We start from the raw sequence: 24309 nt of genomic DNA, 5'->3' as shown, positions 1-24309 counted from the left end.
ACCTGCTATTTTCCTGCGACTGCGGCGTCAGCCCAGCAGCGCGTCGACGAAGGCGGACGGTTCGAAGGGCGCCAGATCGTCGGCTCCCTCGCCCAGCCCGACCAGTTTCACCGGCACGCCGAGCTCGTGTTGCACCTGGAACACGATGCCGCCCTTGGCGGTGCCGTCGAGTTTGGTCAGCACCACGCCGGTGATGTCGACCACCTCGGCGAACACCCGCGCCTGGGTGAGCCCGTTCTGGCCGACGGTGGCGTCGAGTACGAGCAGGACCTCGTCGACCGCGGCCTTCTTCTCCACCACACGTTTGACCTTGCCCAGCTCGTCCATCAGGCCGGTCTTGGTGTGCAGCCGGCCGGCGGTGTCGACCAGTACAACGTCGACGCCTTCGTCGATGCCGTGGGTGACCGCGTCGAAGGCCACCGAGGCCGGGTCTGCGCCCTCACGGCCGCGCACGGTGTCGGCGCCCACTCGCTCGCCCCAGGTCTGCAACTGATCGGCGGCCGCCGCCCGGAAGGTGTCGGCGGCGCCGAGCAGCACGCGCCGGCCGTCGGCGACCAGCACGCGGGCCAGCTTGCCGGTGGTGGTGGTCTTGCCGGTGCCGTTCACACCGACGACCAGCAGGATCGACGGATGATCGGCGTGCGGCAACGCGCGAATCGAACGGTCCAGTTCCGGGCGCAAGGCCTCGATCAGTACATCGCGCAGGACTTCGCGCACCTCGTCGGGGGTGCGCACGCTGCGCGCGGCGAGTTCCTCGCGCAACCGCTCGACCACGGTCATGGTGACCGAGGTACCGAGGTCGGCCATGACCAGGGTGTCCTCGATCTCCTCCCAGGAGTCCTCGTCGAGGTCGCCACCGCCGAGCAAGCCCAGCAGACTCTTGCCGACGGCGTTCTGCGAGCGTGACAGCCGGCCCCGCAGACGGGTGAGCCGGCCTGCGGTGGGTTCGATCTCCTCCACCGCTGCCGGGGCGGCCTCGGCCGGAGTCGCGGGGGCGGGAGTTTCGGGTGCCGGGGCCACCGGCACGGTGTCGGCGGGCGCGGTCTCCGCCGGGGCGGTATCCGCCGGAGTGGCCGGGGCTTCCGCCGGGGCGGTGTCGGTCGGCGCAGCTTCGGTGGGTACCGCCTCGGTGGGCGGGGCCTCGGGGACCGTCGGTCGTGCTTCCGTGGGCGCGCTCGGGGGTGCTTGCGTGGGCGCACTGTCCGCCGGCGCCGGCTCGACCGGTGCGGGGACCGTCTCGAGCGTCTCGGCGCCCGCGGGTGTCTCCGGTTCCGCCTCGACTACCCGGTCCGCCGGTACCTCGGTGGTCTCCGGCTCGGCAGTCGGGGCCGCCGTCGCCGTGGCCCCTCCGGTCTGCTGATCGGTGGCCGGTTCCGGCAGCGGCACATCGGTGATGCTGCGGCGTGCGGAATCGCGCGGAATCGCGGCATCGTCCCCGATATGCGGCTGGCCGTCGTCGTCGGTGCGTTCGACCGGCACCGGTTCGGGCTGTGGCGGCGCGAGCGTCCCCGCTCCGGCACCGCCCTGGCTGAAGCTGAAGCCACCGGATGCGGTGTACCCACCCGACCGATCGGTCAGCTGCTGCGGCTCGCCCTGTTGCTCCGGTTCCGGCGCAATGCTGATGCGACGGCGCTTGTACAGGACGAATCCGGCAACGAAGGCCACCAGCAGAACGGCGACGATCGCGGCGATCAGAATCCAGGCTTGCGCATTCACGCTCCCCATCCTGTCAGAACACGAGCACGCCCCCGCGGTGCGGCAGGCCCCGACCGGCACTCGGACCGTCCCAGTATTCGGAACGGCTCATCCGACACCGACACGCCGACGACGTCGGACGATGTGCCTGTCCGGCCGCACATCGCCACCGGCGTCCGCACGGCAACAGCGGAAGGCACGGCGAATCCGACACAGAGACAATAGGATCGGCCTGTGACCGATCGAAATGTGCTCGGGGGACCGCTGGAGGAGTGTGGCACCGATCCCCTCACCGGCTTCTATCGGGACGGCTGCTGCAGCACCGGCCCGGAGGATCTCGGTAGCCACACCGTCTGCACCGTTGCGACCCAAGAATTTCTGGAACACCAGAAATCGATCGGCAACGATCTGCTCACGCCCCGGCCGGAGAACAACTTTCCCGGACTGCAGCCCGGCGACCGCTGGTGTGTGGTCGCGGTGCGCTGGCTGCACGCCCACGAAGACGGTGTCGCTGCCCCGGTGGTGCTGGCGGCCACCCATGAGAACGCCCTCGAAGTGGTCCCGATGGAAACCCTGCGCAAATACGCCGTCGACGTCCCCGACGACGTCAGCGACCTACTGTGAACCTGTCCCCGATGCTGTCGGCGGGTTTCCGCCCGCGGCCGGCCGCACGGCCTCCGGGAGGCGGGTACCTTCGACGAGATGACATGGTGGCGGGGCCGCGGGCGCTCCACGGACGGGCGCATGCGCGGCGCGGAGATCGACGCACTGTTCGGCCCGTCTCGCAAACACGTCCACGAACGCAACGAGTGGATCGCCGTCGCCAAGGTCGACGACCGGCTCTCCGGCGATGATCCCGTCGTCGACCTGCCCGCCGGGACGGTCACGCTCGCGCAGCATCAGCACGCCGATGTCGGCGAGCCCCACGAACGGCACCCATAGCAGTTCACGAGGCTTCCCGGACCGCACTTCCTGCATACATCGGCCGACACGGTGAGCCGCACCGGGCGACGGCGGGGACGCGCGCGAGCGAATCGTCCTCGAGCCGCTGGTTCCTGCGTCTCCCGACGTCGTCCGACCGCGTCAGTTCTGTGCGCCCACCAGGTTCTGGCCGCGCATCCGCTGCGAGATCACCTGCGTGATGCCGTCCCCACGCATACTGACACCGTAGAGCGCGTCCGCGATCTCCATGGTCGGCTTCTGGTGCGTGATCACGATCAGCTGCGACTTCTCGCGCAACTGCTCGAACAGGCCGATGAGGCGGCGCAGGTTGGTGTCGTCCAGCGCGGCTTCGACCTCGTCCATGACATAGAAGGGCGAGGGGCGGGCGCGGAAGATCGATACCAGGAACGCGACGGCCGCGAGTGACTTCTCCCCACCCGACAGCAGCGACAACCGCTTGACCTTCTTCCCGGGCGGGCGGGCCTCCACCTCGATACCGGTGGTGAGCATATCGGCGGGATCGGTCAGCAACAGCCGGCCCTCGCCGCCGGGAAACAGTCGGCCGAAGACCTGCACGAATTCACGCTCGACATCCTCGTAGGCCTCGGTGAACACCTGCAGGATGCGCGCGTCGACCTCGGACACCACGTCCAGCAGATCCTGGCGTGCCTTCTTGACGTCCTCGAGCTGGGTGGACAGGAAGTTGTAGCGCTCCTCCAGCGCCGCGAACTCCTCGAGCGCGAGTGGGTTCACCTTGCCGAGGGTGGTCAGATCCTTCTCGCCCCGCTTGACGCGCCGTTCCTGGGTGGCGCGGTCGTAAGGCATCGGCTGCGGCGGACTGACCTGATCGCCGCGCTCGCGCGCCTGCTCGTACTCGTGCATCTCGAGCGCGGTCGGTGGCATCGGGACGTGCGGGCCGTATTCGGCGACGAGTTCGTCGAGCGCGATGCCGAACTGGTCGGCGATCGTGGTTTCGAGCTGCTCGATCCGCAGTGCCGACTGCGCCCGTGCCACCTCGTCGCGATGAACAGCGTCGGTGAGCTGGGCCAGCTGGGTGGTCAGGGCACGCGATCGTTCCTTGGTCTGGTCGACCTGAGCAGCGCATTCGGTGCGCCGCCGCACCAGTTCGTCGCGGCGCGCACCCGCCTCGGCCACGACCGTCTCGAGTTCGGCGGCGATCCGCTCGGCGGAGCCGGCGACCACCGCCGCCACTTCGGCGGCCCGGCGGCGGGCGGCCTGGGCTCGTTCGGCGCGGGCGCGGTTCTCGCGTTCGGCGCGTGCGGCCCGGCGCAGCGAATCCGCCTTGCCCCGCACCGATTCCGCGCGCTCCTCGGCGGTACGCACCGACAGCCTGGCCTCGACCTCCATGGCCCGGGCCTCGGCCAGCGCCGCGGCGGCCTGCTCGCGTTCCTGTGCGGCGGTGTCGGTTCCGGCGTCGGCATCGGGGTCCGCATCGGATTCGGATTCGGCGTGCCGCAGCCGGGCCTCGAGTTCGGCCAGTGCCGACAGGTTCTCGTCGCGTGCGGTCTCGGCCTCGGCGCGTTGGGTCTGGGCCCGCTCGTAGTCGCGGTGCGCGCCCCGCGCGGCGGCACCGAGCCGGCCCAGCCGGTCGTAGATCGCGACCAGCGCCTGATCGGATTCGTGCAGTGCCAGCAACGCCTGGTCGACGGCCTGTTTACGGTCGTTCTGCTCGGCCAGGGCGCCGGACAGCGCGGCCTCGAATTCTTCGGCGTGCCGTTGCCACGACTCGAGTTCGGCTGCGGCGGCGTCGATATCGGCCTGCACCTCGATCTGGCTGGGGGCCCGATCGGAGCCGCCCAGCAACCAGCCGGAACCACTGAGATCGCCGTCACGGGTCACCACCCGCAATTCCGGCCTGTCGGACAGTATTTCGGCGGCGCCCGCCAGATCGTCGGCGACGACGGTGCCGGCTGTCAACGCCGCGACCGCTCCCAGCAGGTGATCCGGGCACTCGACGACGTCGACGAGGCGGCGTGCACCGGCCGGCAGCTCACCGATATCGCCACCGGCACGGGGGGCATCGCCGTAGACCACGGCGGCACGCCCACCGTCGGCCTCCTTGAGCGCCCGGACCGCCTCCTGCGCGGTGCTGTGCGCCTCGGCGGTGATGGCGTCGGCGAGGGGCCCGAGGGCCGCGGCGACGGCCGCCTCGAATCCGCTGTGCACCCGCAGAATTCCCGACAAACGCCCGCGCAACCCGTCGGCACGGTTGTCCAGCAGCCAGGCGCCGCCGTCCTTACGGGCCAGGCCCATGGTGAGTGCCTCGATGCGAGCGGTCAGCGAGGCGACCTTCTTACCGGCCTCGCGATCACGTTCGCGCAATTCGTCGACCCGCGCATCGGCCAACTCCAGGGCCTGGGCGGCGTGCTCGTAGGCGGCGTCGAGTCCTTCCTCACCGGCGTCCAGCTCACTCAGCTCTGCCTGGACCGATTCGAATTCGGCCTCGGCGGTGTCGCCGCGCTCCCGGGCGGTGGCCAAGGCCTCCGACAACCGCGCGATATCGCCCTCGGCGGACTGGGCCCGGTGGCGCAGATTGTCGACCTGCCCGGCCAAGCGTGCCAGCCCCTCGCGCCGGTCCGCGATCGCGCGCACCGCGGCCAGATGGGCCTGCTCGGCGGCCTTGGCGGCCTGCTCCCGGTCGTAGAGCTGATCGCGTGCGGTCTCGAGGGTCTCGGTGGCCACCTCGACCGCTTCGAGCAGTTCGGCTTCCTCGGCCTGCACCCGATCGGCCTCGGCCTCGAGCTGTTCGGGATCGCGGCCACTGCCGGTGGGTTGCTCGATGGTGAGGTTGCGAGCCCGGTCACGCGCGATGCGGATGGTGGCATTGACCCGCTCGACCAGCGCCGACAGCTGGAACCAGGTCTGCGCGGCGGCCTCGGCGCCGGGGGTGAGGCGCGACAGCTGGAATTCCTGCTGTGCCAGCGCCGCGTTGGCGGCATCGAGTTCGGCCTGCACGGTGATCTGCTGTTCGCGCGCGAAGGCTTCCTTGCTCTGCTGTGATTCGAGTTCGCGGCGCCGTGCGACCAGATCGTCGGCGGCCAAGCGCAGGCGCGCATCACGCAGATCGGCCTGTACGGTGGCCGCGCGACGCGCCACCTCGGCCTGGCGCCCCAGCGGTTTGAGCTGGCGCCGCAATTCGGTGGTGAGGTCGGTCAGGCGCGCCAGATTGGCCTGCATGGCGTCCAGCTTGCGGACGGCCTTCTCTTTACGTTTGCGGTGCTTGAGCACACCGGCGGCCTCTTCGATGAAGGCGCGGCGGTCCTCGGGCCGCGATTCCAGGATCGCCGACAGCTGCCCCTGGCCGACGATGACGTGCATTTCCCGGCCGATGCCGGAGTCCGACAGCAGCTCCTGTACATCCATCAACCGGCAGGTGTTGCCGTTGATCTCGTACTCGCCGGCGCCGTCGCGAAACATGCGGCGGGTGATGGAGACCTCGGAGTAGTCGATGGGCAGCGCACCGTCGGAATTGTCGATGGTCAGGGTGACCTCGGCGCGCCCCAGCGGTGCCCTCCCGGCGGTCCCGGCGAAGATGACGTCCTGCATCTTGCCGCCGCGCAGCGCCTTGGCGCCCTGCTCCCCCATCACCCAGGTCAGGGCGTCGACGACGTTCGATTTGCCGGAGCCGTTCGGACCCACCACGCAGGTGATGCCGGGCTCGAGGCGCAGCGTCGTCGCGGACGCGAAGGATTTGAACCCCTTCAGCGTCAGACTCTTCAGGTGCACAGTCGGTCAGGCTACCCGGTCGGAGCGGGTAGCCGGTCGGACGCCGGGCGAGGTGTGTTCACCCGGCGTCCGACCGGTCGAGGCGAGGAAATCAGGCAACGGTGACGTTCAGCGTGAAGTCGCTGGCGGATCCGTCGACCGAGTAGACGGTGATCTGGTAGTCGAAGCCGTTGCCGACGATCTCGGCGTGTTCGGCCTCGGTGGCGGCCATCGGCCCGACCAGCGGCGCCACGTTCACGCGGGCGGCACCGTTGTTCGAGGTGACGTCGAAGATCAGCTTCTGTCCGTTGACCGAGGGGATGGAGTAGCCGGCGACCTTGTTGTCGACCACAGTGCCGTTGCCGCCGGTCGAGTTCTGCCCGGGCGCGATGGCCAGCCGGGTGACACCGCCGCTGTCGAGAGAGGGCAGCTGGGGCGTCGGGCCCGCCGAGGCGACACCTCCGGCGACCGCGAAGGTGGCGGCCGCAACGAGTGCGACCAGCACGGCCGGGACGGCGCGCACGAGGAGACGAAGTGCTCGAGATGCGTACATGGGACCCCATCTTTCCTCACACTCGGTGCAGGATCGCAAGTCGCGCCGCGCTTTTCGGCCGCGCCGCGCCCGGCACGCGAATGTCGGGCAACCGATCGGACACCCCATTAAGTTAACGACCATTTGCGCTCTGGTAGGACTGAATGAGAAGGTAGAAGCCCGTTTATCGCACAAGGAGTTCTTCGTGAATCTGGACTGGTCGCCTACCGATCTGGCGTTTCGCGACGAGGTGCGGCGCTTCCTGGACGAGAATCTGACCCCGGAACTACGTCGCGCCGGTCAGCTCGCCACGAGCGTGTACCCGGATCACGAGGCCAGCATGCAGTGGCAGCACATCCTGCACGCCCGCGGATGGGCCGCACCGGCCTGGCCGGTCGCCCACGGCGGCTGTGACTGGAGCATGACGCAGCACTACATCTTCGATCGTGAATCCACTCTCGCCGGCGCCCCCGCGCTGTCCCCGATGGGCATCCGGATGGTCGCGCACGCGATCATCGCCTTCGGCACTGCCGAGCAGCAGGACTACTTCCTGCCGCGCATCCTCACCGGCGAGGTCTTCTTCTGCCAGGGCTATTCCGAGCCCGAGGCCGGTTCCGATCTGGCCTCGCTGACCATGGCCGCGGTGTCCGACGGCGACGATCTGGTCTGCACCGGATCGAAGATCTGGACCACCCATGCCACCGAGGCCAACTGGATCTTCGCCCTGGTCCGCACCTCGAAGCTGGATCGCAAGCAGCAGGGCATCACCTTCGTCCTGATCCCGATGGACACCCCCGGCATCGAGATCCGGCCGCTGGTCATGACCTCGGGCGAGCAGGTCCAGAACCAGGTCTTCTTCGATCAGGTACGGGTCGCGAAGTCCAACGTCATCGGCCGGATCGACGAGGGTTGGACGGTCGCCAAACATCTGCTCAACTTCGAGCGTGGCGGCGCCGCGTACGGCCCTGCCCTGCAGGTTCTCGCCGAATCGCTGGCCGAACACGCCGCCGGACAGCCGGGCTTCTCCGGCGGCAGCCTGCTCGACGAGCCGGCTTTCGCGGCCAAGCTCGCCGACGCCCGCATCCGCGCCGACGTCCTGGAGATCCTGGAATACCGGACGATGTCCGCGATCTCCCAGGGCAAGGACCCCGGACCGGCCGCGTCGACGATCAAGATCCTCGGCACCGAACTGAGCCAGCGGCTCACCGAACTGGCGCTCGAGGCCGCCGGACCACGCGGTCGCGCCTATCAGCCGCATGCCGCGATGCCGGGCGGGCCGATCGCCGACTTCACCGCACCGGCCGACGAGTACCTCAGCGGAGAGCCGTGGCAGGCCGTGGCACCACTGCGGTACTTCAACGATCGTGCCGGCTCTATCTACGCGGGCAGCAACGAGATTCAGCGCAACATCATCGCCAAGGCAACCCTGGGACTGTGAGAGATGGACTTCGAATTCACTGCCGAACAGCAACTGCTCCGTGACACGGTCACCGAATTTCTCGCGGCCCGATACGACCTGGAGAAAAGCCGCGACGCGGCCCGCATCGGCGCCGGGAACCAGCCCGAGATCTGGCGCGGCCTCGCCGAAGAGGTCGGCATCCTGGGGGCGAGCCTGCCCGAGAGCGTAGGCGGCTTCGACGGCGGCCCCATCGAAACCATGCTCATCGCCGAAGCACTCGGCGGTGCACTGGTGCTGGAGCCCTTCATCGACACCGCGGTACTGGGTGGTGGACTGTTGCGGCGGGCGGGCGGAGACACGGCCGAGGAACTGCTGCGGGGAATCGTCGACGGCTCGGTGATCACCGCGTTCGCCGCATTGGAAGCCGGTTCCGGGTACGACCTGCGCCGGATCACCACCACGGCACGCCGCGACGGTGACGACTGGGTCCTCGACGGCACCAAGACGACCGTGACCAGCGCGCCACTGGCCACCCATCTCCTGGTCACCGCGCGTACCGAACAGCCGGGGCTGTCGCTGTTCGTGGTGCTGGCCGATGCCGCGGGCCTGACCCGGCACAGCTACCGGACCATCGACGAACGCCGGGCGGCCGATCTGGTTCTCGAGGGGGTCCGCCTCCCCGCCACCGCGTTGCTGGGTGGCGAGGGCGCGGCCGACGATTCTCTCGATCGGGCGGTCGACGAGGCAATCGCGGCGATCGCCGCCGAATCGGTGGGAGCCATGCGACGGGTCCTGACCGAGACCGTCGAATACAGCAAACAGCGCCGGCAGTTCGGAGTGCCGATCGGCAGCTTCCAGGTCCTGCAGCATCGGATGGTCGATATGCACCTGGAACTGGAACAGGCCACCGCCGCGATGTACCTGGTGACGTTGAAGCTCGATGCCGAACCGCGGGAACGCGCGCGTGCCGCGGCAGCGGCGAAGGTCACCGTCGCCCGCGCGGCGGCGTTCATCGGACAGCATGCGGTGCAGCTGCACGGTGCGATGGGAATGACCGAGGAGCTGGCGATCGGTCACTTCTTCAAGCGCCTGACCGCGGTGCAGTACGAGTGGGGGTCCGCAGACCAGCACCTCACCCGCTATGCCGCGTTGACCCGCCCCGAGGGCATCGCCGGATAACCTCCCCCGGACATGTTTTCGGCCGGAACCCGAATGGATTCCGGCCGAAAACGCGCCGGGCGGCGATGCGCGGAACAATAAAATACTCACCCACGCCACCGTCGGGGCGAGCCCGCGTATCGCGGTCCCGACGTGTCCTGGTCACCCGGCCGTGCCGACGCGGCGGTCAGCGCAGCGGAGTGAAATCGCGCGAGGCGATGTAGGTAGGCCGCGGCCGCGTTCCCGCGTACGGCTCCACCAGGGTGTTCTCCACGCTGTTGAACACGAGGAAGATGTTCGAGCGTGCGAACGGTGTGATGTTGTTGGACGACCCGTGCATGATGTTCGAGTCGAACAGCAGTGCCGAGCCACGCTTACCGGTGAACTGGGCGATGCCGTACTTGTCGGCGAGCTCGGCCAGATCCTCCTGCGCCGGCACCCCGATCTGCTGCTCCCGCAGCGATTCCCGGTAGTGCTCGTCGGGGGTCGTACCCTGGCACGGCATATACCGCCGATGCGATCCGGGCAACACCATCAGACTGCCGTTGTACTCGTAGTTGTCGGTCAACGCGATCGACAAGCTCACCGCGCGCGGTGACGGCATCCCGTCCTCGGCGTGCCAGGTCTCGAAATCCGAATGCCAGTAGAAACCGGCGCCCTGGAATCCCGGCATGTAGTTGACCCGGCTCTGGTGGATGTAGACCTCCGAACCGAGTACCTGACGCGCGAGTCCGGCGACTCGTTCGTCACGTACCAGTTCAGCCACCGCGCTGCTGATCTTGTGCACCTCGAAGATCGACCGCACCCGGTTCGATGTCTTCTCGATGATCACCCGCTGGTCCGGCCGCAGATCGGGATCTGCGGCCAGGCGATTCATCTCGGTGGCGTAGTCGGCCACCTCCACCGGGGTCAGCAGCTCGTCGATGATCGTGTAACCATCGGCGTCGAAACTTTCCAGTACCGGCGACGAAACCGTGCCCCATACCGTGGGATCGGTGCGTTCCACCGGCGGTACCGCTACGGCCGTACGAGTCCGGTAGCGGTCGATACGACTGTCCGCCAACGTCATCGCGGGGTCGTCCTCCTAACTGCCTTCCTATTCGCCTACCGCGATCAGCGGATAGACGCCGTTCTCGTCGTGTACCTCTTTGCCGGTGACCGGCGGGTTGAACACACACAGCATCCGCATCAGCGTGCGGGTCTTGACCTGGTGCCGTTCGTGCCCGTTGAGCAGGTACATCGTTCCGGGAGCGAGGTCGTAGGTCACATCGTTGGTCAGATCGTGCAGCGTGCCCTCGCCTTCGACCAGCCACACCGCCTCGATGTGATTCGCGTAGTGGAACTCGTGGGTGGTGTTCGGCTGAATCGTGGTCTCGTGGAACGAGAAGCCCACACCGTCGCCACCGAGGACGATCCGCTTGCTGACCCAGTCCTGGGCCCCTACCTCACGGTCGGTGCCGGTGATCTCTGCAGTGGTGCGCACGATCATTCTCAGTTGCCTCCTCGGGCCATCGCGACCGCCCGGTCCAGAATGCCCAGACCGTGGGCGAGCTCATCATCGGTAATTGTCAGCGGCGGCAGTAGCTTCACCACCTGGTCCTCGGCGCCCGAGGTCTCCACCAGCAGGCCTTCCTCGAAGGCGATGCTGGAAACCTTGTTCGCCTCGGAAGAGTCGTCGAACACCAGTCCCTGCACCAGGCCGCGCCCACGAGTGGACACGCCGTCGAACTTCTCCGAGAGGTTCTCGAACGACTGTCGGATCTTGTCACCCTTGGCCGCGGTCGAGACCTCGAGGCGATCATCGGTCCAGAAATGCTCGAGCGCCACCCGAGCGGTCACGAACGCGGGGTTGTTACCGCGGAACGTGCCGTTGTGCTCACCGGGCGCCCACTGGTCCAGCTCACGCTTCATCAGTACCAGGGCCAGCGGCATGCCGTAGCCACCGATCGACTTGGACAGGGTAACGATATCCGGGGTGATCCCCGCGATTTCGAAGGAGAAGAACGGGCCGGTGCGGCCACATCCCATCTGCACATCGTCGACGATCAGCAGGATGCCACGCGCGGCGCACACCTCCGACAGGTGACGCAGCCACTCGGCACGAGCGACGTTCACGCCGCCCTCACCCTGCACCGTTTCCACGATCACCGCCGCGGGCTTCTCCACGCCGGACGAATTGTCGTCGAGGACGCGCTCCATCCATGCCAGGTCGTTACCGCCTTCCAGATATCCGTCGTAAGGCATCGGGTTGACGTGGTTCAACGGTACCCCGGCGCCGGCCCGCTTGGTCGCGTTGCCGGTGACCGCCAGCGCGCCCAGCGTCATGCCGTGGAAGGCGTTGGTGAAGTTCAGGATGCCCGGTCGGCCGGTGATCTTGCGCGCCAGTTTCAGCGCGGCTTCTACGGCGTTCGCACCGGTCGGGCCGGGGAACTGCACCTTGTAGTCCAGCCCGCGTGGGTCGAGCAGCACATTGTTGATCGTCTCGAGCAGTTCACGCTTCGCAACGGTCGACATGTCGAGTCCGTGCGTAATTCCGTCACGAGAGATGTAATCGATGAGTGCTTTTTTGAGAATGGGATTGTTATGCCCGTAGTTGAGCGAACCTGCGCCCGCAAAAAAGTCGAGGTATTCACGTCCGTTACCGTCACGCAGCCAGGAGCCGGAGGCGGTGTCGAACAGCGCGGGCCAGGAACGGCAGTAACCGCGCACATTGGATTCGAGCGATTCGAAAATGGTCATCTCAGCGGTGGTCATCGATGATCCTTCCTATCATTTTACGTCGCTTTACAACGGCGTTATCCGGTACAGGTCCTCTGATTCGTGCCCATCCGGAAAATCTTTCGGTTCGAACAGCGTTTCGCGGATCATTTCCGCTCCACGGCGCCGCGCCAGCGACGAGAACATCGCGATCGAGGCTTCGTTGTCCGGTGAAACTGTCGTCTCCAGTATAGAAACATTTTGCCCGGCGACTTTTTCGACCAGCTTGTCGAGCATCTTCACACCCACACCGCGTCCGCGGAATGCGTGGTCCACTGCGACCTGCCAGACGAACAGTGTTGCCGGCGCATCCGGGCGCAGATAGCCGGTGACGAAACCTGCTACTTCCGAGTCGATTTCGGCAACGACCGACGACGCGGCGAAGTCACGACACCACAGCAGGTACGAGTAACTGGTGTTGGCGTCGAGCACCTGGGAATCGACCGCGATTCGCCAGATCCGCGCTCCGTCCTCGATCCGTGGCGAACGAATCACCACTGCACTCGAGGGGTTCTGCCGACCGTCGGACTCGCCGGGCTCGGGAGAACTGAAAGGCTTACTCCCCGTTCGGTTCTGCATCACCTATCAAGAGTTCCCCGTCAACGTTGAGGCTTATCGTGCGACTACTTTACGATCGTGTTACAGATGCATGTTCGGTGAATTTAGTCACCGTGGGCAACCACACAGAAAATCTTGCACCTCCCCCGGGGCTGGTGTCACATTTCACACGCCCGCCGTGCGCCGCGATGGTTTCGGCCACCAATGCCAATCCGATTCCCGTACCCGAACGTTTCCCTCGTCGCACCGTAACGAATCTTTCGAAGATTCGCTGCCGATCCTGCGGAGAAACTCCCGGACCTGCGTCGTCGACGGTAACCACCATTTCGTCACCATCGCGGGCGACGTCGACCGCAACCACACCACCACCGTGCCGTTGCCCATTTTCGAGCAAATTCACGACGGCTCGTTCGAGTTCCAGTTTTCGCCCCGTCACGATCCCGTCCTCGGTGATCGTCAGCAACTCCGGTGAATAATGCATTTCTGCAAGGGTGTGCTTGAGCAATTCTGCCAGCGAGAGTGGTTCGGCGTCGGCCCCGTGCATGCGTGCTTCGGCACGTGCCAGGGCCAGCAGATCGTCGAGCAATCTGCGGAGATGATCGATTTCGGCGCGCACCAGGTCGAGCGCGCGCCGGGCACGTTCGGGTAGCTGGTCCTCGTATCGGGCCATCACCCCGACACTGGTGGTCAGGGTGGTCAGCGGGGTACGGAGTTCGTGACTGACGTCCCCGACCAGACGACGCTCACGATCGATACGGTACTGCAGTGAGTCCACCATGGTGTTGAAGGCATCGACGGTCGGAGCCAGATCGGGATCGTCGGTATCGGGCAACCGCGACCCCAGTTCACCCGAGGCGATCTTGGCCGCGGTACCGGTGACCTGGCGCAACGGCTCCAGCAAACGGTGTGACAACCACAGTCCGAACAGGGCCCCGATCACGGTGCCTCCGAGCCCGCACGCCAGTGCGATACGCCACACTCCGCCACCGACCGTCGCGATCAGCACCGCCAGCAACGCCGACACCAGCCCCGTCACCGTGAAGGCGACGACCACCCGCCCGCGCAGGAACTGACGCCGGGGCAGGCGCGGAAATCTAGCGCTGGACATCGAGGCGGTAGCCGAGGCCGCGCACGGTTACCACGATCGCCGGCTCGGACGAATCGCGTTCGATCTTGGTCCGCAACCGGCGGACGTGGACATCGACGATCCGCTCGTCACCGAAGAAGCCCCGGTCCCAGACTCTTTCGAGCAGCACGCTGCGCGACAACACCCGCCCGGGTGTTTCGGCCAGCTCACACAGCAGACGGAATTCGGTCAGCGTGAGATGGAGTTCCTCGTCACCGCGACGAACCGTGCCGCTGTCGGGAGACAACACCAACGGCGCCTCGGGCCAGGCATCCAGGACCACCTCCTGCGGCGCCGGTGGCTCGGCGGTCTGCTGCGCGCGACGGCGCAGAGCCCGCATCCGGGCGGTGATCTCCTTGATCTCGAACGGCTTGGTGACGAAATCGTCGGCGCCGGCCTCCAGCGCGGCAACCACATCGTGAGTGTCGTCACGTGCACTGACCACGATGATGGGCACATCGTGATCGCGGCGGATCTCCCGGATACAGGTGAACCCGTCCATCTCACCCAGCATCAGATCCACAATCATCACATCCGGTGCACCGTTGTCACGCAGATGTTCGAGCGCATCCTCGGCCTCCTCGGCCTCGGCGACGTCGTAGCCCTCGTCCTCCATGGCAAGCCGCAGCGCACTGCGGACCCGGTCGTCGTCTTCTACGATCATCAAATTCGCGCTCATAACTACACCTTGTCCAGCAACGCCTCTCCGGATCGTGGTTCGCCGACCTGTCCGTCACGCGTGCGAGTGCCCGCGCAGCCTTGCCTCTCGCGCCGCTGTTTCATGTCCTCATCCCTCTACCGCCACCGACGGGGGCCGGTTCGACGCCGGACGCACCGCCCCGAAGCTCTCGAGCATCTTCGGGCACACAACAGTAGTCGGAGTACCCGCAGCGGCGATGCGTAAACATGGGGCAACACCACCGAATGGCAAGCACCCGGAAAAGCCCCGTAAGCTAGCCGGAAAGACAGTAAGGCGATTGGTGCGCTGCGAGGGTTGCCCGGGCGCACGGCTAACGCAGGAGACACCATGTCCACTCGCCGCTGCCGACTCAGTGCCGCGCTGGGAATCATCACCCTGGTGACGTTGCTGATGGCTGCGTGCTCGTCCGACCCGGACCCGGCTCCGGGACGCACGATGGAAACCGCGGGACCGGTCGCACCGGCCATCGCGATGATCCCGGCGACGGGTAGTGCCGACGTCGATCCACTCGGCACGATCGAGGTGAACGCGGCCGACGGCGTCCTGACGGATGTGACCGTCACCAACGAGGACGGCAAACAGGTCGAGGGCACCCTCAACCCGGACCGGACCGCGTGGAAGCCGAAGGTCCCCCTCGGCTACGGTCACACCTACACGATGACCGCGCAAGGCGTGACCATCACCGGCCCCAGTGGCCCGGTGACCTCGACTTTCAGCACGCTCACCCCCAGTAACCAGGTCAAGGCCTACCTGACCACCACCGCGGGGCAGTGGCTCGAGGAGGGCGGCACCTACGGTGTCGGCACCGTGATCGTCGCCCACTTCGACGAGGCCGTGGCCGATCGCGCCGAGGCCGAGAGGCGCTTGTCGGTCACCTCCGAGCCCCACGTCGAGGGGTCCTGGTACTGGCTCGACGACCAGAATGCGCACTGGCGCCCGGAGAAATACTGGGCTCCCGGCACCAAGGTGTCGGTTGCGGCCAACATCTTCGGTGCTCAGCTCGCGCCCGGTCTCTACGGTCAGGAAGACGCCAAGACCAACTTCGTCATCGGCGACTCGCACGTCTCCATCGCCGATGACAACACCCATGAGGTGCAGGTCTTCGAGAACGGCAAGCTGATCCGGACCATGCCCACCTCGATGGGCCGCGGAGGCAGTGAGCAGGTCGGCAACAAGACGATCTACTTCAACACTCCCACCGGCATCTACACGGTGATGGGCAAGGGCAATCCGGTCATCATGGACTCCTCGTCCTACGGCCTGCCGGTGAACTCCCGGCTGGGCTACAAGGAGGAGATCGGCTGGGCTACGCAGATCAGCGGTGACGGCATCTACCTGCATCAGCTGGACTCCACCGTCTGGGCGCAGGGCAATACCGACACCTCGCACGGCTGCCTGAACCTCAATCTGGACAACGCCAGTTGGTTCTACAACTTCTCGATGCCGGGTGATGTGGTGGAGGTGCGCAACACCAGCGGCCCACCACTGCCGTCCTGGAACAACGGCGACTGGATCGTGCCGTGGAACGAGTGGAAGGCCGGCAGCGCGTTGCACGACGCACCACCGGACGCGCCCCGCTGAGAGATCGAACACACCCGGCCGGAACAGGTGGCGTGGGCCCGTGCGGCCCGTCCGCCACCTGTCCGTCCCGAATACACCGAGCTCGATCACGGGACCGGGAACCGGCGGTCCAGGTCGAGATTGAGTTCCAGCACATTCACCCGGGGCTCACCGAGAAATCCCAGCGTGCGGCTCGCGGTGTGGTCGCCGACGACCGCGGCGATGCGATCCGCCCCGACCTGCCGAGCCGCGGCGATCCGGGAAATCTGGATCTGGGCGTAGCGCGGTGAGATATCCGGATCCAGTCCGGAGCCGGACGCGGTGACGGCATCCGGAGGAACGGCCGGCTCGGCCGGTGCGTCACCACGGATCGGCACGATCAGCCCCGCCGAGTAGTCCTCACCCGGTTGCGCGCACTGCACCCGGACACCGCGATATGCGGCCAGGAACGGATGCTGCGGGCACTGTTCGTTGACACTGACGACCCGGACGGGTGCACCGATATCGCCGCGCGCATCGCGCGCCCCGAACACGGCCAGCACGGCCCCGACACCGCCGGGCGTGCAGAACGGCCGGGCACCGGAGACGCCTTCTCGCTCCCCCACCTCCCTGCTCCGGGTGCACACGGTCGTCAGCAGGCTGGTGGCGGCGTGGTCCGGATCGGCAGCCAGGGTGTCGACGATGTCCTCGGGGCCCTTGTTGCCGAAGCTGGTGTTCATCGGGTCGTAGCCGTCGGGCCGGCTACCGTCGGCGGGTGCGGAATTCGACGGCCGGGTCTGGAAGTACTGCGGCAGCGCCCGCCCGTTTCCGTCGGTGAACGACTGGCCGATCAGGCTACTGCCGACCAGCGTTCCGTCGCGGTAGCGCAGTGATCCCTCGGCGTTGTCGTGCAGGCCGGGCAGCTGGGCCACCGCGAAAACGGCCAGCGGATAGGCGATTCCGGTGATAACGGTCAGCACGATCAAGGCCCGCACGGCGGCGAGATGCTGGCGGAACCAGGTGGTGTATCGCATCGAGAATGACGGCATATCAGGACATCCCAGGAAGATAGCGAACGACGAGGTCGATCAGTTTGATGCCGACGAACGGGGCGATGATGCCACCGACTCCGTAGACGGCCAGGTTGCGGCTCAACAGTGCCGATGCGCCGGCGGGCCGGTAGCGCACCCCGCGCAACGCCAGCGGAATCAATGCCACGATGACCAGGGCGTTGAAGACGACCGCGGACAGAATCGCCGACTGCGGACTGTGCAGCCGCATGACGTTCAGCACGTCCAGTCCGGGGAACAGCGCCACGAACAGCGCCGGAATGATGGCGAAGTACTTGGCGATGTCGTTGGCGATCGAGAAGGTCGTCAACGCACCACGGGTGATCAGCAACTGCTTGCCGATCTCCACGATCTCGATCAGTTTGGTCGGATCCGAGTCCAGATCGACCATATTGCCGGCCTCTTTGGCGGCCGAGGTTCCGGTGTTCATCGCGACGCCCACATCGGCTCGAGCCAACGCCGGGGCGTCGTTGGTGCCGTCACCCGTCATCGCGACGAGCCTGCCGCCGGCCTGCTCGGATTTGATCAGGGCCAGCTTGTCCTCTGGAGTGGCTTCGGCGAGGAAGTCGTCCACCCCGGCCTCGTCGGCGATCGCCTTGGCGGTCAAGGGATTGTCGCCGGTGATCATGACGGTGCGGATACCCATGCGACGCATCTCGGCGAAGCGCTCCCGCATCCCCTGCTTGACCACGTCCTCGAGGCGGACCACCCCGAGCAGCCTGGCTCTGCCGTCGGCCAGTTCACCGACCGCCAAGGGGGTCCCACCGGCGGCGGATATCGCATCGACGGTCCGGCTCGCCTCCTCGGGCACCGAACCACCCTGCGCGCGAACCCATTCCGATACCGCACCGGCCGCCCCCTTGCGCAACCGATGTCCGTCGCCCAGATCCACTCCCGACATTCGGGTGCGTGCACTGAACTCCACCCAGTCCGCCCCGACGAGTTCACCGGGGGTGCGTTCGCGTTTGCCGTAGGCGGTTTTCGCGAAAACGACGATCGAGCGACCTTCCGGCGTCTCGTCGGCCAGGCTGGACAGCTGTGCGGCATCGGCCAGCTCGTCCTCGGCGACCCCCGGCATCGCGATGAACTGTGCCGCTTGCCTGTTGCCCAGCGTGATGGTTCCGGTCTTGTCCAGCAGCAGTGTGTTCACGTCACCGGCCGCCTCCACCGCACGACCCGACATGGCCAGGACGTTGCGCTGTACCAGCCGGTCCATGCCCGCGATACCGATCGCCGACAGCAGCGCGCCGATCGTGGTCGGAATCAGGCAGACCAGCAGCGACACCATGACGATCCCAGTGACGCCGTGCAGATCGAGCGCCGCGCTGTCGGGCACGCCCGGATTGTTCGCCTTGGCGAAGATCGCGGCCGGCTGCAGGGTGACCACCGCGAACACGAAGATGACGGTGAGCGCCGCGAGCAGGATATTCAGGGCGATCTCGTTCGGCGTCTTCTGCCGACCGGCCCCCTCGACCAGCGCGATCATCCGGTCGATGAAACTGCCGCCCGGCTCCTGGGTGATCTCGACGACGATACGATCCGACAACACCGTCGTACCACCGGTAACCGCGGACCGGTCACCACCGGATTCCCGGATCACCGGAGCGGATTCACCGGTGATCGCGGATTCGTCCACCGAGGCGATACCTTCCACGACGTCACCGTCACCGGGCACCACCTGTCCGGCCTCGACCAGGACATGATCGCCGCGGCACAGTTCGGGAGCGGTGACGCTCTCCTCCTCCACTGTCGCGGCGCCGGGCGTCCAACCGAGCAGACGGCGGGCGACCGTGTCGGTTCTGGCCTTGCGCAACGTGTCGGCCTGCGCCTTGCCACGCCCCTCGGCGACGGCCTCGGCCAGGTTGGCGAACAGCACCGTGAGCCAGAGCCACAGCACGATCGCCCAGGCGAAGACGGTGGGATCGGTGACGGCCAGCACGGTGGACCAGACGGCGCCGATCTCCACGATCAGCATCACCGGGTTGCGCCACAGGGTGCGCGGATCCAGTTTGCGCAATGCTTCGGGTAGTGCGGCGGCGAGCATCGCCGGATCGAATGCGCTGCGGCGCTCAGGCTGCGCGGGTGCGCCGCCGGTCGGCGCGGCCCCCGAGTCGGCCACGGGGTCGGTTGCAGGAGCGGTCATATCAGTGGATTCCTTCTGCGAGCGGTCCGAGCGCCTGCATGGGCAGGAAGGTGAGCGCGACCAGAATCACCGTCACGCCGACGACCATGCCGACGAACTGTGGACGATGGGTCGGCAGGGTGCCGACCGATTCCGGCGTGTGCCCCTGACGAGCCAGCGAACCGGCCAGGGCGAGGACGAGAATGATCGGAACGAACCGGCCCAGCAACATGGCCAGGCCCAGCGCGGTGTTCCACCACACGGTGTTGCCACTGAGCCCGGCGAAGGCGGAGCCGTTGTTGTTGGCCGCGGAGGTGAACGCGTACAACACCTCGGACAGTCCGTGCGGCCCGGAATTGGCCATGGCGGCGCGCTGTCCCGGCATCGCCATCGCGATCGCCGTCCCGACCAGCACGATCAGCGGGCTGACCAGGAAGTATGCCGCAGCGAACTTGATCTCGCGCGGTGTGATCTTCTTGCCGAGATACTCGGGCGTCCGCCCGACCATCAGACCGGCGACGAACACCGTGATCACGGCGAGGATCAACATGCCGTAGAGCCCCGATCCCACGCCGCCGGGCGCGACCTCACCCAACTGCATGTTCACCATCGCGATCATGCCGCCGAAGCTGGTGTAGGAATCGTGAGCGGAATCGACTGCTCCGGTCGAAGTCAACGTGGTCGCGGTGGCGAAGGTCGCCGAATCGGCCACGCCGAAACGGTTTTCCACACCTTCCAGCGCCGAGCCCGCCGCGGTCGGCACGGTGCCATGATGGCTCAGCTGCGACACATTGAGCAGCGTCACGCTGATCACCGCCAGCACGGCCATGGCGGAAACGATGGCGTAGCCCTGTTTACGGCTGCCCACCATCCGTCCGAAGGTGCGGGGCAGCGAGAAGGCGATCAGCAGGATCAGGAAGATCTCGACCCAGTTGGTCCAGGCGGAGGCGTTTTCGAACGGATGCGCGGAGTTGACGTTGAAGAATCCGCCACCGTTCGTTCCCAGCAGCTTGACGACCTCCTGACTCGCCACCGGTCCGCCCGGAATCGTCTGCGCCGCACCGGCCACCGTCCGGGCCGTCTGGTCGTGCAGGTGAAAGTTCTCGATCAGCCCACCCGCGACCAGCACGATCGCGAAGACGAACGCGATGGGCAGCAGGATGCGCAGCGTGCCGCGGACCAGGTCGACCCAGAAGTTGCCGAGTTCACCGGTGTTTCGCCGGGCGAACCCCCGCACCAGCGCCACCGCTACCGCCATACCGACCGCGGCCGAGACGAAGTTCTGCACCGCCAGACCCGCCATCTGAACCAGGTGTCCCTGGGTGGATTCGCCGGCGTAGTTCTGCCAGTTGGTGTTGGTGACGAAGCTGACGGCGGTATTCCATGCCAGCGCGGCGGTCATCTCGGTGCCGGGCTCGTGCAGGGACAGCGGGAGCCGGCCCTGCACCAGCTGCAGGAAGAACAGCGCCAGCACGCTCACCGCGGAGAAGGCGAGCACACTGCGGGCATACACTCCCCAGCTCTGTTCCACCCCGGGCTGAACCCCGATGCCGCGGTAGATGATTCGTTCGACTCGCGAATGCTTGCGGCCGTTGTAGACGCGGTACATGTAGTCGCCGAGCGGTATGTGCACTGCCGCCAAGGCGATGATCAGGGTCGCCGCGAAAACGACCCCGGCTGTGGTTGTGCTCACCTAGAACCTTTCGGGGAACAGCAGCGCCGCGATCATGAACACCGCGACACCGAGCGCCAGAACCAGACCGATGATGTTCTGCGTCACAGCCGTTCCACCCCCCGTTGCAGCAGGCCGAGCAGGGCGAAGATCGCCACGGTCACGACGGTGAACACCGCGACAGACATAGTGCAAACCTCTCTGTTGACGCCCATCCCGAATCGGACGCGCCGCTGTGAGTCAAGCTCTCCGCCGGCTCGATTTCGACGGCGTTGACGGCTTCTTAGCGGCGATGGCCGCGGCATTGACGCGGTGCTTACGGGGACGCTGTCGCAGTACCGGCGGCAGGCACCACGCCGGGTAGGACGTCAAGGTGAGCGGGCGTCCCGTCAAGAAGTCGTAAATATCCGCAGAATCGGTCCCCGGTGGCGGTACACAGAGGGGTACCGGTTCGATCATCCGACCGGGTGGCTTCGATTCGAGCGGGACAAGGAGACGACAGTGCCGGATTTCGCGGTCGCCGCGATGGTGATCATCGGCTTCGCCTGTTGCGCGCTGGCGTTGCGGCTCGCGGCCGGGCGAAGCAGACCCCCGCGTACGTCCCCGCGGATGTCGCACCGAGGGCAGCGTGCGCGCCGCGCGATGATGGATCGGTGAAGCGCGGGCAGCTACGCATCTATCTCGGGGCGGCCCCGGGCGTGGGTAAGACCTACGCGATGCTCGGTGAGGCTCACCGCCGGCTGGGTCGCGGGCGCGACGTGGTCGCCGCGGTCGTCGAGACCCATGGGCGAAGCAGAACCGCCGAGTTGCTCGCGGGCATCGAGCAGGTCCCCTTGCAGACCCACATGTACCGAGGTGCCCGGATCGGCGAACTGGACCTCGAAGCGGTTCTGCACCGCGCCCCGGCGGTCGCGCTGGTCGACGAGCTCGCCCACACCAACGCCCCCGGCGCGAAGAACGAGAAACGCTGGCAGGACGTGCACGAACTCCTGGATGCCGGGATCGATGTGATCTCGACGGTCAATGTCCAGCATCTGGAAAGCCTCAACGACGTCGTCGAGCAGATCACCGGCGTGACGCAGCGGGAAACCGTGCCCGATCGGGTGGTGCGGGGCGCCGACCAGGTCGAGCTGGTCGACATCACACCGGAAGCGCTGCGGCGCCGGTTGTCGCACGGCAACGTCTATCCCGCCGACAAGGTCGACGCCGCGCTACGCAACTACTTCCGGCCCGGAAATCTCACCGCGCTGCGCGAACTGGCGCTGCTGTGGCTGGCCGATCAGGTCGATGCCGCACTGGCCGCCTACCGCGCCGAGCACGCGATCACCAAGACCTGGGAGGCGCGCGAGCGCGTCGTCGTCGCCGTCACCGGCGGGCCGGAGTCGGAGACCATCGTGCGGCGGGCGAGCCGGATCGCCGCCAAATCGAGCGCCGAACTGCTCGTGGTGCACGTGGCGCGCGGCGACGGCCTGGCCGGGGTGTCGACCCGGCGCCTGCAACGGCTGCGCGATCTGGCCACCGATCTGGGCGCCGGGTTGCACACGGTGACCGGGGAAAATGTTCCGGACGCACTGCTGGATTTCGCCCGCCAGGTCAATGCCACCCAGCTCGTGATCGGCACGTCCCGACGCTCGCGCTGGGCTCGGATCCTGGATCAGGGAATCGGCGCGACCGTGGTGCAACGGTCGGACACCATCGACGTGCACATGGTCACCCATGAGGAGGCACAGCGCGGATTCCGGCGGGTACCGATGCGACAGCAGCGCTCGGCACTGTCGTGGCCGGCCGCGCTCGTGGTCCCCACGCTGATCACACTGCTCTGCTACCTGTGGCTGGATTCGATACTGGATGTGGCAGGGGAAAGCGCGCTGTTCTTCATCGGCGTGATCGCGGTCGCGCTGCTCGGCGGCGTGGCACCGGCAGCCCTGTCGGCCGTGCTGGGCGGAGTGCTGCTCAACTGGTTCTTCACCACCCCCCGGTACAGCTTCACCGTCGCTCAGCTGGACAACATCCTGACGATCGTGGTGATGGCGGCGGTCGCCATCGCGGTGGCGGCGCTGGTCGACATCTCGGCGGTGCGAGCCCGCGAGGCACGCACCGCGTCGCGCGAGGCGGAATTACTGACGCTGTTCGCCGGCGCGGTATTGCACGGCGCCGATCTGCCCGCCCTGTTGGAGCGGGCGCGGGAGATCTACGGGCAGCACGCGGTCAGTTTCGTCGGCGGCGCCGAGATGATCGCCGGGGTCGGCAACGATCCGCCGCAGCGGACAGCTGCGGCCGACACCGCGATCGATGCGGGCGACGGTGAGCACTCCCTGCTGTTGCGTGGTCGGGCGCTCACCGCGGGTGACCTGCGTGTCCTTGCCGCCGTGGCCGGCCAGGCCGCAGGACTGGTGCGCCAGCGCCGGCTGGCGGCTCAGGCCGAGGCAGCCGCGGGTCTGGTCGCCGCCGATCGGCTGCGGCGGGCTCTACTCTCGGCGGTCAGCCACGACCTACGCACTCCGCTGGCCGCGGCGAAGGCGGCGGTATCGAGTCTGCGCAGCGAGGACGTGCAGTTCTCCCCTGCCGACACCGCGGAGTTGCTGGAGACCATCGAGGAATCCACCGATCAGCTGACCGCGCTGGTCGGCAACCTGCTCGACTCCTCGCGTCTCGCGGCGGGTGCGGTGCAGCCCCAGCTCAAGCAGGTGTATCTCGAGGAGGTGGTGAATCGCGCGGTGGTCGGGGTCGGAATGGGGACCCGTGGTGTGCGGCGGACCACGATGGACCGGGTACGGGTCGAGGTCGGTGAGGTCTCCGCGTGGGCGGACGGTGGACTACTGGAGCGGGTCCTGGCCAATCTGATCGACAACGCACTGCGCTACACCGAGTCCGATACGCCCGTGCGGGTGACGGCGGAGCGTGATGGGGGCCAGGTGTCGATCGCCGTGGAAGACCATGGTCCCGGGGTCCCGTCGGGGCTCGAGGACCAGATGTTCGAACCGTTCCAGCGGCTCGGCGACCGGGACAACTCCTCCGGAGTGGGTTTGGGCTTGTCGGTGGTACGCGGATTCGTGGAAGCGATGAACGGCACCGTCCGTGCCGAACCGACACCCGGAGGTGGACTCACAATGGTGGTGGAACTACCTGCCGACCGAACAGACATGCGCACACCCCAGGAGGCCCTGTGAGTGACACTGGCGTAGCCCACTCACAGGGCCGACCGGGCGCGGGTGCCCCGCAATCCACAGCAGGCCCTGTGAGTGAGACTGGCGTAGCCCACTCACAGGGCCGACCGGGCGCGGGTGCCCCGCAATCCACAGCAGGCCCGGTG

At 67.0% G+C, this 24309-nt stretch carries 21 protein-coding genes; 7 read left to right on the top strand and 14 right to left on the bottom strand.

The window, feature by feature from the left end; translation table 11 throughout:
* Window positions 1-27 precede the first annotated feature (27 nt).
* Window positions 28-1716 (bottom strand): signal recognition particle-docking protein FtsY, encoded by a 1689-nt coding sequence (ftsY, locus tag NV2_RS19840; protein ID WP_067876442.1) that lies wholly within the window; start codon window positions 1714-1716, stop codon window positions 28-30.
* Window positions 1717-1929: 213 nt separating this feature from the next.
* On the opposite strand from ftsY, the gene NV2_RS19835 reads away from it, so the two are divergent.
* Together NV2_RS19835 and NV2_RS19830 are read left to right on the top strand one after the other, a co-directional pair.
* Window positions 1930-2319 carry a DUF2237 family protein gene (locus NV2_RS19835; protein ID WP_067876439.1) on the top strand — a complete coding sequence of 130 codons (390 nt, stop codon included), beginning with the start codon at window positions 1930-1932 and terminating at the stop codon, window positions 2317-2319.
* 78 nt (window positions 2320-2397) lie between these two features.
* Window positions 2398-2637, top strand: coding sequence for a hypothetical protein (locus NV2_RS19830; protein WP_067876436.1), 240 nt, complete (start codon window positions 2398-2400; stop codon window positions 2635-2637).
* Window positions 2638-2778: 141 nt separating this feature from the next.
* On the opposite strand, the gene smc is transcribed toward NV2_RS19830, so the two are convergent.
* Both smc and NV2_RS19820 read right to left on the bottom strand, forming a co-directional pair.
* On the bottom strand, window positions 2779-6384 hold the full coding sequence (gene smc / locus NV2_RS19825) for a chromosome segregation protein SMC (protein WP_067876433.1): 3606 nt from the start codon (window positions 6382-6384) through the stop codon (window positions 2779-2781).
* 91 nt (window positions 6385-6475) lie between these two features.
* On the bottom strand, window positions 6476-6916 hold the full coding sequence (locus tag NV2_RS19820; protein ID WP_157102984.1) for a hypothetical protein: 441 nt from the start codon (window positions 6914-6916) through the stop codon (window positions 6476-6478).
* Window positions 6917-7100: 184 nt separating this feature from the next.
* Here NV2_RS19820 and NV2_RS19815 point away from each other — a divergent pair, with 184 nt between their 5' ends.
* Both NV2_RS19815 and NV2_RS19810 read left to right on the top strand, forming a co-directional pair.
* Entirely contained in the window at window positions 7101-8333 is a 1233-nt protein-coding gene (locus NV2_RS19815; RefSeq protein ID WP_067876427.1) for an acyl-CoA dehydrogenase family protein, read from the top strand.
* A 3-nt stretch (window positions 8334-8336) separates the two neighbouring features.
* The gene (locus NV2_RS19810; RefSeq protein ID WP_067876425.1) at window positions 8337-9473 is read left to right on the top strand and encodes an acyl-CoA dehydrogenase family protein; all 1137 of its coding nucleotides are present in this window, start codon (window positions 8337-8339) and stop codon (window positions 9471-9473) included.
* 166 nt (window positions 9474-9639) lie between these two features.
* Here the strand turns inward: NV2_RS19810 and thpD are convergent, their stop codons facing one another.
* From thpD to NV2_RS19780, 6 genes are read right to left on the bottom strand one after another with little or no spacing between them, the layout of a single operon-like run.
* A complete protein-coding gene (thpD, locus tag NV2_RS19805; RefSeq protein WP_067876422.1) occupies window positions 9640-10521 on the bottom strand; it encodes an ectoine hydroxylase in 882 nt (293 codons plus the stop codon).
* A 27-nt stretch (window positions 10522-10548) separates the two neighbouring features.
* Entirely contained in the window at window positions 10549-10941 is a 393-nt protein-coding gene (locus tag NV2_RS19800) for an ectoine synthase (protein ID WP_067876419.1), read from the bottom strand.
* Between the two features lie 2 nt (window positions 10942-10943).
* Window positions 10944-12206, bottom strand: coding sequence for a diaminobutyrate--2-oxoglutarate transaminase (ectB, locus tag NV2_RS19795; protein ID WP_067876417.1), 1263 nt, complete (start codon window positions 12204-12206; stop codon window positions 10944-10946).
* Window positions 12207-12236: 30 nt separating this feature from the next.
* A complete protein-coding gene (ectA, locus tag NV2_RS19790) occupies window positions 12237-12788 on the bottom strand; it encodes a diaminobutyrate acetyltransferase (protein WP_084475120.1) in 552 nt (183 codons plus the stop codon).
* Between the two features lie 49 nt (window positions 12789-12837).
* Window positions 12838-13875 carry a HAMP domain-containing sensor histidine kinase gene (locus tag NV2_RS19785; protein WP_084475118.1) on the bottom strand — a complete coding sequence of 346 codons (1038 nt, stop codon included), beginning with the start codon at window positions 13873-13875 and terminating at the stop codon, window positions 12838-12840.
* Entirely contained in the window at window positions 13862-14572 is a 711-nt protein-coding gene (locus NV2_RS19780) for a response regulator transcription factor (RefSeq protein WP_067876408.1), read from the bottom strand. Before NV2_RS19780 ends, NV2_RS19785 begins: the two co-directional genes overlap by 14 nt.
* A 348-nt stretch (window positions 14573-14920) precedes the next feature.
* Here NV2_RS19780 and NV2_RS19775 point away from each other — a divergent pair, with 348 nt between their 5' ends.
* Window positions 14921-16174 carry a L,D-transpeptidase gene (locus tag NV2_RS19775; RefSeq protein ID WP_067876405.1) on the top strand — a complete coding sequence of 418 codons (1254 nt, stop codon included), beginning with the start codon at window positions 14921-14923 and terminating at the stop codon, window positions 16172-16174.
* A gap of 86 nt (window positions 16175-16260) precedes the next feature.
* Here NV2_RS19775 and NV2_RS19770 read toward each other — a convergent pair whose 3' ends face one another.
* From NV2_RS19770 to NV2_RS32310, 5 genes are all read right to left on the bottom strand, one after another.
* Entirely contained in the window at window positions 16261-17166 is a 906-nt protein-coding gene (locus NV2_RS19770; RefSeq protein ID WP_067876661.1) for a potassium-transporting ATPase subunit C, read from the bottom strand.
* Window positions 17167-17182: 16 nt separating this feature from the next.
* Complete coding sequence (gene kdpB / locus NV2_RS19765) at window positions 17183-19246, bottom strand: potassium-transporting ATPase subunit KdpB (protein WP_245662699.1); 2064 nt, start codon at window positions 19244-19246, stop codon at window positions 17183-17185.
* A gap of 100 nt (window positions 19247-19346) precedes the next feature.
* Window positions 19347-21017, bottom strand: coding sequence for a potassium-transporting ATPase subunit KdpA (kdpA, locus tag NV2_RS19760; protein WP_067876401.1), 1671 nt, complete (start codon window positions 21015-21017; stop codon window positions 19347-19349).
* The gene (locus NV2_RS32710) at window positions 21018-21104 is read right to left on the bottom strand and encodes a potassium-transporting ATPase subunit F (protein WP_281198548.1); all 87 of its coding nucleotides are present in this window, start codon (window positions 21102-21104) and stop codon (window positions 21018-21020) included.
* The gene (locus NV2_RS32310; RefSeq protein ID WP_245662704.1) at window positions 21101-21211 is read right to left on the bottom strand and encodes a potassium-transporting ATPase; all 111 of its coding nucleotides are present in this window, start codon (window positions 21209-21211) and stop codon (window positions 21101-21103) included. Before NV2_RS32310 ends, NV2_RS32710 begins: the two co-directional genes overlap by 4 nt.
* Before the next feature lie 286 nt (window positions 21212-21497).
* Between NV2_RS32310 and NV2_RS31490 the strand changes: the two genes are divergently transcribed.
* Window positions 21498-21653, top strand: coding sequence for a hypothetical protein (locus tag NV2_RS31490; protein ID WP_157102982.1), 156 nt, complete (start codon window positions 21498-21500; stop codon window positions 21651-21653).
* Complete coding sequence (locus NV2_RS19755) at window positions 21650-24166, top strand: ATP-binding protein (RefSeq protein ID WP_067876398.1); 2517 nt, start codon at window positions 21650-21652, stop codon at window positions 24164-24166. The genes NV2_RS31490 and NV2_RS19755 overlap by 4 nt, the downstream gene beginning before the upstream one ends.
* Window positions 24167-24309 lie beyond the last annotated feature (143 nt).

The organism is Nocardia vermiculata NBRC 100427 (assembly GCF_001613265.1).
GTDB lineage: Bacteria > Actinomycetota > Actinomycetes > Mycobacteriales > Mycobacteriaceae > Nocardia > Nocardia vermiculata.
Note: the sequence above shows the minus strand (reverse complement) of the source record. Positions and strands in the feature narration are given on the sequence as shown.